The 12,625-nt window shown below is 27.1% G+C and carries 14 protein-coding genes; 12 read left to right on the top strand and 2 right to left on the bottom strand.

Features of this window, described 5'->3' with window-relative positions; translation table 11 throughout:
* The first annotated feature begins 20 nt into the window (after nucleotides 1-20).
* The 3 genes from ACI389_RS07375 to ACI389_RS07365 are packed head-to-tail and all read left to right on the top strand — an operon-like array spanning nucleotide 21 to nucleotide 2,753.
* Nucleotides 21-989 (top strand): NAD(P)H-dependent glycerol-3-phosphate dehydrogenase, encoded by a 969-nt coding sequence (locus ACI389_RS07375; protein WP_439780889.1) that lies wholly within the window; start codon nucleotides 21-23, stop codon nucleotides 987-989.
* Nucleotides 990-1,001: 12 nt separating this feature from the next.
* Entirely contained in the window at nucleotides 1,002-1,694 is a 693-nt protein-coding gene (locus ACI389_RS07370; RefSeq protein WP_439780888.1) for an IspD/TarI family cytidylyltransferase, read from the top strand.
* A 15-nt stretch (nucleotides 1,695-1,709) separates the two neighbouring features.
* Nucleotides 1,710-2,753: a glycosyltransferase family 2 protein gene (locus ACI389_RS07365; RefSeq protein ID WP_439780887.1), complete on the top strand. Its 1,044-nt coding sequence runs from the start codon at nucleotides 1,710-1,712 to the stop codon at nucleotides 2,751-2,753.
* Nucleotides 2,754-2,761: 8 nt separating this feature from the next.
* Here ACI389_RS07365 and ACI389_RS07360 read toward each other — a convergent pair whose 3' ends face one another.
* Nucleotides 2,762-3,757 (bottom strand): acyltransferase, encoded by a 996-nt coding sequence (locus ACI389_RS07360; protein ID WP_439780886.1) that lies wholly within the window; start codon nucleotides 3,755-3,757, stop codon nucleotides 2,762-2,764.
* A gap of 16 nt (nucleotides 3,758-3,773) precedes the next feature.
* Nucleotides 3,774-4,607, bottom strand: coding sequence for a LicD family protein (locus ACI389_RS07355; RefSeq protein ID WP_439780885.1), 834 nt, complete (start codon nucleotides 4,605-4,607; stop codon nucleotides 3,774-3,776).
* 119 nt (nucleotides 4,608-4,726) lie between these two features.
* Between ACI389_RS07355 and aepX the strand changes: the two genes are divergently transcribed.
* The 9 genes from aepX to ACI389_RS07310 all read left to right on the top strand — a co-directional run bounded on the left by aepX (nucleotide 4,727) and on the right by ACI389_RS07310 (nucleotide 12,584).
* A complete protein-coding gene (aepX, locus tag ACI389_RS07350; RefSeq protein WP_439780884.1) occupies nucleotides 4,727-6,034 on the top strand; it encodes a phosphoenolpyruvate mutase in 1,308 nt (435 codons plus the stop codon).
* An 8-nt stretch (nucleotides 6,035-6,042) separates the two neighbouring features.
* The gene (locus tag ACI389_RS07345) at nucleotides 6,043-6,774 is read left to right on the top strand and encodes a metallophosphoesterase family protein (protein WP_439780883.1); all 732 of its coding nucleotides are present in this window, start codon (nucleotides 6,043-6,045) and stop codon (nucleotides 6,772-6,774) included.
* A 15-nt stretch (nucleotides 6,775-6,789) separates the two neighbouring features.
* On the top strand, nucleotides 6,790-7,794 hold the full coding sequence (locus ACI389_RS07340; RefSeq protein WP_439780882.1) for an NAD-dependent epimerase/dehydratase family protein: 1,005 nt from the start codon (nucleotides 6,790-6,792) through the stop codon (nucleotides 7,792-7,794).
* Nucleotides 7,795-7,804: 10 nt separating this feature from the next.
* A complete protein-coding gene (locus tag ACI389_RS07335; RefSeq protein ID WP_439780881.1) occupies nucleotides 7,805-8,575 on the top strand; it encodes a DUF6564 domain-containing protein in 771 nt (256 codons plus the stop codon).
* A 2-nt stretch (nucleotides 8,576-8,577) separates the two neighbouring features.
* Nucleotides 8,578-9,759, top strand: coding sequence for a saccharopine dehydrogenase NADP-binding domain-containing protein (locus tag ACI389_RS07330; protein ID WP_439780880.1), 1,182 nt, complete (start codon nucleotides 8,578-8,580; stop codon nucleotides 9,757-9,759).
* A 10-nt stretch (nucleotides 9,760-9,769) separates the two neighbouring features.
* Nucleotides 9,770-10,885 carry a phosphonopyruvate decarboxylase gene (gene aepY / locus ACI389_RS07325; protein WP_439780879.1) on the top strand — a complete coding sequence of 372 codons (1,116 nt, stop codon included), beginning with the start codon at nucleotides 9,770-9,772 and terminating at the stop codon, nucleotides 10,883-10,885.
* Between the two features lie 18 nt (nucleotides 10,886-10,903).
* A complete protein-coding gene (locus ACI389_RS07320; RefSeq protein WP_439780878.1) occupies nucleotides 10,904-11,743 on the top strand; it encodes a LicD family protein in 840 nt (279 codons plus the stop codon).
* A 179-nt stretch (nucleotides 11,744-11,922) separates the two neighbouring features.
* Nucleotides 11,923-12,294, top strand: a complete 372-nt coding sequence (locus tag ACI389_RS07315) for a flagellar protein, FliL (protein ID WP_439780877.1) — start codon at nucleotides 11,923-11,925, stop codon at nucleotides 12,292-12,294.
* Nucleotides 12,295-12,299: 5 nt separating this feature from the next.
* Nucleotides 12,300-12,584, top strand: a complete 285-nt coding sequence (locus ACI389_RS07310) for a hypothetical protein (RefSeq protein WP_295029389.1) — start codon at nucleotides 12,300-12,302, stop codon at nucleotides 12,582-12,584.
* Nucleotides 12,585-12,625: the final 41 nt, after the last annotated feature.

Here is a 12,625-nt window from a genome sequence, read left to right as displayed (position 1 = left end):
AGAAATTAAGATATTTATTCATGTTTTCGAATATTGGTGTTGTTGGTGCAGGAGCTATGGGAACTGCAATTTCTCAAACTATCTGTGAAAATACTCAAAAAGTTTTATTATATGCAAGGCGGGAAGAAGTATCAAATTATATAAATGAAACTCATTTTAATAAGGAGTATTTTCCAAATATTCGCTTAGAAGATAATATTATAGCTATTAATGATTTACATGATTTAAAAGATGCAGAGATTATTTTTTTAACATTGCCTTCTTCAACCATAAGGGAAATTGTTGTTGATTTAAAAGATATTATCTCTGAGGATTGTATTTTAGTAAATACAGCTAAAGGTCTTGAAAAAGGAACTCAAAAGAGAATGAGTGAAATTATTATGGAAGAAACTGGAAGACCTGCTTGTGTATTGTCTGGACCAAATATTGCTGCTGAAATGGTTGAGAGAACTTTTTCTTCAGCATCAATTGCATGTAGTAATAAACAATATCTTAAAAAAGTTAAAAAAGCTCTTGAAACTCCTAAATTCAAAGTTTCTGCAACTGATGATGTTATTGGTGTGGAATATTGTGGAGTAATCAAAAATGTAATTGCAATATCTCAAGGAATTTGTCAAGGAATGAAAGTAAATGAAAATGCACGTTTTTCTGTATTTACAAAAACATATAATGAAACAAAAGAGTTAATAGAAAAATTTGGTGGTTTACGAGACACTGTTGATGATTATTGTGGATTTGGTGATATTATTACTGCTTCAACATTAACTGTAAGTAGGAATCATACTTTAGGTGTGTTATATGGTCAAAATATTATAATTGATGAGCAAGCATCTGGAATTCTTTTTGAAGGAAAAAATACAATTGTAATAATGAAAGATTTATGCAAAAAATTTAATATTGACTCTGCAACGGTTGATTTTGTATATGATGTAATTATTGGTAGAATTAATCCTAAGGATGCTTTTAAGAAGTTTTGGGATAAATTGTAGTGTGGTGTTTTGATGATATGTGCAGCATTGTTAGCTGGTGGTATAGGATCTAGATTAAATCAAGGAAAACCTAAACAGTTTGTTAATATTAATAATAAACCAATTTTAGTTCATTCTGTTGAAACATTTTTAAATGTTAATGATTTAGATAAAATTATTGTATCTTCTCCAAAAGAACATGTTGATAAAACAAATAGTTTAATGGATGAATATTTCCCTAATTGTGATAGGATTGTTGTTATTGAAGGTGGAGAGACTCGAAATGACACTATTTTAAATTCTATTAATTATATGAAAAATCAAAACTGTGAAAATGACTCAATTTTAGTAACTCATGATGCATCAAGGATATTTGTGTCTGAAAAGTTAATTAAAGACAGTATTAAATATGCAATTGAAGTAGGTGCAGCTAGTGCAGTAATACCTGCAACTGATGTTATATTTGAATCAAAAGAAGATGGAAAATTAACTGATGTTCCATTGAGAAAGTATTTATGTCATGCACAAACTCCACAGTCATTTAATATTGATAAATTTTTAGAAATTTACGAAGATTTATCTGATGAGGAAATAGCTAAATTAGATGAAGCTATGGTTCTTTTTCACTTAAGGAATGTGGAAGTTAAATTATTTGAAGGTAATCAAGATAATTTTAAAATAACTCGCCCTTTTGATATTGTACTTGCAGAAGCTATGTTTAAATAAATATGAGGTGTGGATATGGATTATAAAATTAGTATGATTGTACCAGTTTATAATGCTCAGGAATTTCTAGAATCAGCAATAAATTCAATTATTAATCAGACTATTGGATTTGAGAATATTGAATTAATTTTAGTTGATGATAATTCTAATGATGGATCTCAAGAAATTATCAGGGAATATGCTAATAAATATGATAATATTATTGGTGTGTTTTTAAGTGAAAATTCAGGACTTCCTGGAAAACCGAGATCTACTGGAATTAAATATGCAACAGCACCTTATTTGATGTTTTTAGATGCTGATGATGAATATTTACCAAATGCATGTGAAAAACTGTATGATACAATAACTAGTGAAAATTCTGATTTTGTAATGTGTGCTCATTTCTGGAATTTAGATGGTGAAAAAATGAAAGTAACTATTCTCCATAATTGTGAGGATAAATCTGATATAATTAATATTAACCCATTATTAAATGAGATAAATTTTATTAGACTTAGTTATAATCATGTTGCACCGTGGGGTAAAATTTTTAACAAAGAGTTAATAGTAAACAATGATATCTATTTCCCAGAGGATACTTTAGCTGAAGATACTTATTTTTATTTTAAGGCTTTAATTAATTCAAAAAAAGTAACATTACTTCCTAATGATAGATTATATATTTATAATGTACTTGAAAGTCAAAATTCAGTCATACATGATCATAATTTGAAAAAATTCAATTATTTCTTTGAAGGTTTCAAAAATGTAATGGATTTACTTAAAGATGTTCCTTTCACAAAAGAAAGAATTTTATTTAGTAATATGGGAAGTTTATTATTAATATTTTCAAATTTAAGTATTAAAGATAAAAAAGAGAATATTTCAAAAATTTATGATTTTGAAATTTCTTTAGACCAACAAGTGGATTTCCAAAAAAAAGAGCTAGACTTTTTAAATAATTTAATATTAAAAAGACATTTCACACTTGCTATTATTGTTTCAAATGTTTATTCATTATTATATAATAATAAAAAAATTAAAAAAATTTATAGAAAATTTAATCATAGACATTAAATTTTCTATTATGCTCCACTAAATCTTTTTAAATGTGGGATTTTGCTTACTATATACGGTAATAACCAAGATAAGAAAACAATAATAATAAACATCACTGGAAACATTAAATGAGAGTGTGGATTGTAATAAGATAAAAATTTAGTCACAATAACATGTGAAAAGTACATTCCATAACTACACACACTTAATGATACTATTGATTTTCCAATAAAATTATTTTTAATTGATTTAAATTTGTTTAATTTATCTGCATATTGAATAAACAAGAATAAACCTGATGCCATGAATATCATTGGTACATTTTCGTAAATAGATTCAATTGCTGAGCTTCCAATGTAGTTTAGATACACAAAGCAAGCTAGTGAAATTAAAAGGATAATCAATCCAGAAATACAAACTTTTTTATCACTTATTTTAAATTCTTTATTTGCTAAATAATAACCTAAAATAGGATATCCAACATAACCTGTAAAGTAACTTAAATTAAGATGCTCCCATAACTCGATATGGAATGTTTGCAATACCATAAGTGCAAACCAAATAATTAAAAAGTATTTTAGTGCTTCATCACCATATTCTTTTACAAATGAATTAAGAATAGGCATAAATAAGTAAATTCCAATTAAAACCCAGAAATACCAAGTAAATGATGGATTTCCAGTAAATACATTCCAAAGATAAGTTTGATTACCTCCAGTATATGCAATTGGAACTAAAATAAGTATAATCCAAAAAATAAACGGATAAATAATACGAACGAATCTTTTTTTTAAGAAAAATTTCAAGCTAGGATATTCTCGATTTAAAATAAGTGCCCCACTTATCATGAAAAATATAGGTACACCTATTCTTCCAATGTCATGGAATGTCATTTGAGCAACAATTTGTGTTGTATTAGTTAATGGACCGAAAAAAGCATCTACATGACAAATAATAACTGCAATAATTGCGAATGCTCTTAAAAAGTCGTAATAAAATATTCTTTCTTTTTTAGTTTTCATTGTAATCAGTAAATGTTTAATATTTTCCAAAATCAATGTAATCAGGTGCTGGACGCCATCTTGATTCTTCTGGAGGTAATTGCATATAATTTCCATAGGTTCTAGTTAATACTTTATCATAATTATTCGGGACATTAACTTTAATATCTCCAAATTTTGCTTTTTTTGGAGGTAACCAATCCTTTTTATCATAAACGGGCATTTGACATATTGCTGGAAAATCACATACTTGTTCACAATCGTCCTTTTGATACTTTCTGTATGTTTTTACACATTTCTTTTTAATGTTATATGGTGAAATTGGAATTATTTTTAAGAAATAATATAATGCCTGTTCAACTATCTTCTTTATTTTGGAGTTATTGTCATATTTAAGAAATGCATGCATTGTTAATTGATTAAGTAAAAAGCAAGTCCATTTATGGGTAAATCTTTTAAATTTGTTGTTTGGGATATTATCTAAGATAAAAACATCAATAAAAATATTTTGAGTGTAATCAACTTGATCTGCCCACCATTCATTAAAGACAGTATTTTTTAACATTAATCTGCCCCAAGTATAATGATAAGTTTTCTCGTTTAAAACATTAATAAACTTATATTTCTCATCAATCTCTTTTTCTAAAATTTTATTTAACTTTTCAAAGTCTTCTCTAAACATTATCACATCAATATCATCATCCCAAGGTATGAATTCTTGATGTCTTATAGTTCCAAGTAAACTACCTCCATAAATGAAATAAGTTAAATCATGTTTGTCACAAACTTCAATGAAATATTTTAAAATTTTCATCTGAACTCTTTGTAAGTGTTTTAATGTTTCATCGTCATATCTTTTTGATTTAAACATAGTTTTTTCCCAATATTATTTTTATTAAATTTATTTATGTGTTGGAAATTTTTAAATATTTCTTTTTTTAAAGATTATAATAATATTAAACACAATTTTAGTAAATTTAAGGTAATTTTATGAAATCTGATAATCCAATTGTATACACTTGTTTTTGTACTGATGTTATTCATGAGGGACATTTAAATTTAATTGAGGAGGCTAAAAAATATGGTGATGTTGTTGTTGGAGTTCTTTGTGACTCTGAAATGGTGAAATATAATAGATTCCCATTAAAAACAACTGAAGAACGTATGGAATTAGTTAAAGAAATCCCTGATGTTAAAGATGTAATTGTCCAAAATAAAATAATGTATGATGATGTTGTTCGTGAACTCAAACCTGATTATATTATTCATGGGAATAATTGGGCTGAAGATTCTATGAAAGTAATAAGGAAAAATATTGTTTCTGTTCTTGATAAATATGGTGGAGAATTAATTGAAGTTCCATATACTTTCAATGAGAAAATACAAAAAGTGGACAGGCAAATGAGGGAAAAATTAGCTATGCCTGAACTCAGAAGAGCAAGGTTAAAAAAATTATTAAATATGGTTCCAATTGTTAAAACAATTGAAGTTCATAGTGGTTTAACAGGATTAATAGCTGAAAAAACTGTTATTGCGGATGATGAATGCATTGATCAGTTTGATGCAATGTGGATTTCAAGTTTATGTGATAGTACTGAAAAGGGCAAACCAGATATTGAATTAGTGGATATGACCTCAAGATTTAGAACTATTAATGATATTATGGAAGTTACTACAAAACCAATCATTTTTGATGGAGATACTGGTGGAATAACTGAACACTTTGTTTATACTGTTAGGTCTCTTGAAAGAATGGGCGTTTCAGCAGTTATTATTGAAGATAAAATTGGATTAAAGAAAAATTCATTATTTGGAAATGAAGTAAAACAAACACAGGATGAAATCGATCATTTCTGTGAAAAAATAGCTGCAGGTAAAAATGCACAATTGTCTGATGATTTCATGATTATTGCAAGGATTGAAAGTCTTATCTTAGAACAAGGTATGGATGATGCACTTAAAAGAGCTTTTGCATTCCGTGATGCTGGTGCAGATGGAATTATGATTCATAGTAGAAAAAAAGAACCTGATGAAATTTTAGAATTCTGCGATAAATTCAGACAAGAAGATAAAAAAACTCCGCTTGTTGTAGTTCCATCTTCATATAATACAATTACTGAAGAAGAATTAATTAGTCATGGAGTTAATATTGTAATTTATGCAAATCAGTTATTAAGAGCAGCTTTCCCTGCAATGCAGAATGCTGCAAAAAGTATTTTAAAACATCATAGAGCACATGAAATTGATGAAGAGTTATTATCTATTAAAAAGATTATTACCTTAATTGATGAGTTATAGGTGTTTAAATGTCAAAATATGCAATTTTATCAGATATTCATGGGAATTTATTTGCTTTAGAGGAAGTTTTCAATGATTTAATTAATCAAGATATTGATTCAATAATCCTTTTAGGTGATTTAATAGACTATGGGATGCAATCTAATGAAGTTGTTGAGTTCATTCGTGAAAAATTCTCTTCAAAAATTATTTGTAATATTTGGGGAAATCATGAAAAAGCTATTTTGACAAAAGATTTTAATTATTTTTCAAGTTCAAGAGGTATTGAATCAGCAAAGTTTACTGAGTCTATTTTAACTGATGAATCTAAGGATTATTTAAATAATGAATTAATTCAAGGTGGTCGAATAGATTTTGAATTAGATGGAAAACAAGTTTTAGCAGTTCATGGATCTCTAAATGATAATTATTGGAGGGCAATTTATCCAGATAATCTAAATGGAAATTATATTGATTATGATATTGTTTTATCAGGTCATTCTCATTATCCTCATGTTTTTCAAAAGTTTTATGAGTTTGAAAATCCATCTATGAGAAATAAAAAATCAGTGTTATTTATTAATCCGGGGTCTGTTGGTCAACCTAGAAATCATAATCCTAATGCTCAATATGCAATTTTAGATACAAATTTAATGAGTGTTGAATTAAAATCTGTTAATTACCCTAAACATGAATCTATGGATTTATATGATGGAAGTATTGATGATTTTTATAGAAAAAGATTAGAAAATGGGATTTAGTAAGGAGGAAGAGAAATGGATGTGTTATATGTTATTAGTGGTATTACAGGAATGACTGGTAATGAATTAGTCCGCCAGTTATTAAATCAGAGTGAAAATACTGTAAAAATCATTGGTTTTGATAATTTTTATGCATCTTCAATTGATACTGTAAGTGATTGTATTGAAGATGAACGTTTTGATTTTTATGAATATGATTTAAATAGTATTGAAGATATGGATAAAATTGAATCAATAGTTATGGATTTAAAAGATGATTTTCATGAAGTAATTTATATTAATTGTGCAGCTGTTGTTCACACAGAGCATTTTTATAATGTTTATGAGACTTATGAAACAAATGTTGTTAGTATGAATCGATTTTTAGAACAAGCTATTCGTGTAGGTGCTGAAAAATATATTAATTGTTCTACATCAGAGATTTATTCAATGAATTCTTGGAATGAAGATGGCGGAGTTAAAGAATCTGATTATATTACTATGGCTAATGCAGAACACAGCCAAAGGACTAGTTATGCAACTGGTAAATTATTAACTGAGTTTTTCATGAAAGATGCAGTTGATGCTGGAAAAATTAAAGGTTGTTCTATTCGTTTTGCTAATGTTTATAGTAAAGATGAGAAATATCCAAAACATATTATTCCATATATTATTGACAGCTTTAAAAATAAAGGAGAAGTTGTTTTACTGGAAAATTCTAAAAAGAACTGTAGAACTTTCTTAAACAATTATGATAGTTGTAGTGCAGTACTTGAATTAGCAAAAACAGACTCTGCACTTGATGGTACTATTTACAATGTCGCTACAGATGAAGAGATTTCTATTATTGATTTAACTAAATTAATTGCTCAAAAAATGGATATTGATGAGGTAATTATTAAATTTGAAGGTTATCGTGAATCTGATCCTGAAAGAAGATTATTATCTACAGAAAAAATTAGAACTAGAACTAATTGGAAACCGATTATTGATTTAGATAAAGGATTAGATGAATGTGTTGAAAATTACACTAAAAATTAGGTGAGTAAATTTGAAAATTTCTATTATTACAGTTGCTGGAGTTTCTAGTAGATTTAATAAAGATATTGCTGATGAAAAAAAGATTTTAAAATGTTTATATTATGATGAAAATCCTAAAGATACTTTAATCTATCAAATGCTTAAAAAATTAGAGTCTTATGATAAAATAATTATTGTTGGAGGATATAAATATTCTAATTTAATGGAATATGTTGATAAACAAATTTCACAGGAACTACAAGAAAAAATCATTCTTGTTGAAAATGACCATTTTGATGATTTGAGTTCAGGTTACAGTTTATATTTAGGAATTAAAGAAGCTTTAGATAATTTTGATGAAATTGATGAAATACTTTTTGTTGAGGGGGATTTAGATATTGATAATGAATCATTTACAAAAATTATTGAATCTGATAAAAATGTTTTAACATTTAATAGAGAGCCAATTTATTCAAATAAAGCAGTAGTTTTATATCAAAATGAAAATGATGAGTATAAATATTTATTTAACAGTGATCATGGAATGTTAAACTTAAAAGAACCATTTAAAGCTATTTTTAATTCAGGTCAAACTTGGAAATTTAGAGATATGGAATTACTTAAAATTGCTAATGATAACTTTTATAATAATAGTATAGAGGATACTAATTTAGGTATAATTCAGAAATATTTTGATTTGATTAAAAATAAAGAAGATATTGAGCTTATTGGATTGAAACATTGGGTTAATTGTAATACTCGTGATGATTATCGATTTATAGTGGAATACTGGAGGAAATGATTATGAAAAATTTAGATGAAAGGTTAAAAATTGTAGAAAAACATGTAAATGATGATGAAATAACTATAATGATTATTGGTTTAGGTAGTGTTGGAACATATTTGTTAGACTTTTTAGTAAGTAAAAATGATCCTGCAATAAAATTAGTTGTTGTAGGAAGAAACCAAGAAAAAATGCAATCTGATGTCAATATTGTTCGTGTTGCTAGTCTTATTCGTGAAACTAATAAATCTCAAATTAAAGTTGAAGCAGGAGTGGACTTAAATGACATTGAATCAATTGAAAAAGCAATAAACAAATATAATCCTGATTTTATTGTTAATTCCAGTAGAGCATATCCTGGTCTTAAATATGGTAGTATTTCTTGGAGTAATGTAAGGGCATATGGTATTTGGACTCCATTATCTATTAGATTTACAAGGAATATAATGGAAGCATGTGAAAATGCGGATACTAATGCTGTAGTTATTAATACTTCTTATTCTGATGCTGTTATTCCATGGCTTAAAAGTGCTGGAAAAGCATATCCTGATTTTGGAAGTGGAAATTTAAATCATTTAATTCCTAGAATGAAATTTGCAGTAGCAAATATTTTAAAAGTTGATGATTTCTGGAATATTGACTTTAATTTCGCAGCAGCACATTTCCATGATGTATGTATCAGTAAAGAAGGACAAACTGAAGGTGTCGATTTACCTCTTAAAATATACTACAAAGGTGAAGAACAAGATATTCCTCATGATGAGATATATAAAGCATGTTCTATTAGTATGCCTGTTGACCAAAAAAGGAATATGATGAATGCTTCAAGTAATTATCGTATTATTTCTGCAATAATTGATGCAATAAGAACAGGTAATAATCAAAAAGTATTCTCACCAGGAGTATTTGGAGAAATTGGAGGATATCCTGTAATTATAGGTTATAAAAATGGTGAAATTTCTGCTTGGATTGATGAATCTGTATTTACTTTTGATGAAATGAATAAAGCAAACCGTGAATCATTAGCTTTAGATGGTGTAGAAGATATTCGTGATGCAACATTAATTTATACTGATGATTTAGTTAAAAAAGTCGAAAACGCTTTTGGAGAATCTTTACCAAAAGAAGTTAAATACGATGAAATTGATAAAACAGCAGAATTCCTAATTGAAAAGATAATTACTCCTCAATTAAATAAATAGGATTAATAAAATGAAAGTTGAAGATTTTGTTCATGTTTTAGATTCTGAATTTTATACAGGGGTTCCTGATTCACAATTAAAAGCATTATGTAATTATTTAATAAATAATTATGGTATTGATGAAAAACATCATTTAATAGCTGCAAATGAAGGTAATTCTACAGCTCTTGCTGCAGGTTATCATTTAGCTACTGGTAAAATTCCTGTTGTTTATATGCAAAATAGTGGTGAAGGGAATATTATAAATCCTGTTGCATCACTTTTAAATGATCAAGTTTATGCTATTCCAGCTATTTTTGTTATTGGATGGCGAGGACAACCTGGAATTCATGATGAACCTCAACATATATATCAAGGTAAAATAACCTGTGAATTACTTGATTTAATGGACATTGAAAACTTTGTAGTTAGTGAAGATACTACAATTGACGAGCTTTATGAAGTAATGGTCAAATTTAATGAGAGTCTTAAAGCAGGTAAAAGTGTTGCATTTGTTATTCGTAAAAATGCTTTAACATATGATGAAAAAGTGGTTTATGAAAATGATAATGAGATTTTCCGTGAAGAAATAATTGAACATATTGTTAATGTGTCTGGTGAAGATCCAATTATTTCAACAACTGGTAAAGCTAGTCGTGAACTTTTTGAAATAAGAGAATCTAAAAATCAATCTCATAAATATGACTTTTTAACTGTTGGATCAATGGGTCATTCTTCTTCTATTGCTTTAGGTGTTGCTATTAATAAACCTGAAAAACGAGTTTGGTGTGTTGATGGGGATGGTGCTTTATTAATGCATATGGGGTCCATGCCAGTAATTGGGAATGTTCATCCTGATAATTTAGTTCATATTTTAATTAATAATGGTGCTCATGAGACTGTTGGTGGAATGCCTACTGTAGCATCAAATATGGATTTTATTGCTATTGCAAAAGCTTGTGGTTATGATTATGCAGTGTCTGTTGATAACTTGAAAGATTTGGATGAAGAACTTATTAAAATAAAAAATATGGGTAAATTATGTTTTATTGAGGTTTTATCTGCAATTGGTGCTCGTAATGATCTTGGAAGGCCAACTACAACTACTTTAGAAAATAAAGAAAACTTTATGAAATTTTTAGATTGATGAATTGAATGTGATATTTTGAAGTATAATGAGTATGATGATAAAATTTTAAAACATTTACAAAGTTTAGAATTAATGATTTTAAAAGATTTCATTAAGATTTGCGAGGAGAATGATCTTACTTACTATATGTATGCTGGGTCTCTCTTAGGAGCTATTAGGCATAATGGTTTTATTCCTTGGGATGATGATTTAGATGTCATCATGTTTAGAGATGACTTTGAAAAATTCAAGAAAATTTTCAATTCACCTAATGATAAATATAAATTATTATCTATTGAAACTGAAAAAGATTATTTCCATTTACTTTCTAAATTAATGCTTAATAATACTAAGTTTGAGGAAAAGTGGGTTAATCAGGTTGATTTTAATATTGGAATTAATATAGATATTTTTGTTTTGGATGATTTAAGTGATAATAAATTAAAAAGAAGCTTCCAACTTAAAAAATCTTTTTTATATAATAAATTATTAATTATGTCTAAAATAAAATTAGATGATTTACCGTTTATTACAAAAGTAATAACTCATGTTGGTTATCATATTTTAAATTTATTTAGAATTAAACCATCAACAATAAATAAAAAATGCCTTTCTTTTTTAAAGAAATATAAAAATCCTAATGCAGAGTATGTTTTTGATATTTCAGCTAATGCAAATGAATATCCTCAAATATTTCGTAAAAGTGATTTTGAATCTATAAAACGGATTAAATTTGAAGACATTGAAGTTAATGTACCTGCTAATTATGATTATATTTTAAAAAGTTTGTATGGGGATTATATGCAATTACCTCCAAAAGAAGATAGGTATAACCACATTACAGAAACCTTAGATTTTGGTCCTTATGAATTATAATGTTTAAAATTATTTAATAAATCTAATAGTTTTCATACTTTTTTTTAAAATCTTGATTGATTTGTAAAATATTAATTAGGTTGAATTTCTATTCCAATTAATTCACTCTTAAAAATGGAAAAATATTTTAATAGATTCATGTTAATTATATTCAATGAATTTTTATTGAGGTGAAAATTATGAAAAACTATGTTATAATCTTGATTGGTGTAATCATCGCATTGATAATTGTTGTTGGTGCTATTGCATATACATCTATGCAAAACTCTCAAGATGAACCTATTGCGGTAGAAAACAATGTTTCAAATGCAACAAATGTAATAAATGCAACAACTGCAACTAGTGATAGTCAACGCACAACTGCTAATTCAGATTCATCTGGTCCTTCTGTTGTTAGTGAAGACGTAAAATTTAATAAACAAGCTGGTGAAGGTTATTACCGTGAAGTAAATTATGATGATGGTAATTTCCGTCAATATGATGTTGACACTGGTAAATTAATAGGTTCTTCATATGATTCAGATCAAGATAAACTACCAAGTATGGAATGAAGTAAATGATTTTTGCTGAATTATTAGAGTATTTTAATATCAAAGAGGAGTTTCCAACATATCTTCTCAATCAGTCATTTAATGATGTATTTATTGATGGAAATTTATCTAAAATTGATGGAAACTATAAAATAGTAGTTAAAACACGTCAAAATGTCACTCATCAGATGTTTATAATGCCCAATGATAGTTATCCTGTAACTATATTGTCAAAGCTTCCAAATGGTCTTTTAAATGGGATGAAATTTGGGCTTACTGAAGATGATGTGGATTACATTAATAAAGTATAATACTACTATTTTCTTATTTTTTTTAACTATTTTTATATAAT

This window comes from Methanobrevibacter sp., from assembly GCF_051877095.1.
Classification (GTDB): Archaea; Methanobacteriota; Methanobacteria; order Methanobacteriales; family Methanobacteriaceae; genus Methanocatella.
This window is presented reverse-complemented; position numbering and strand designations above follow the sequence as displayed.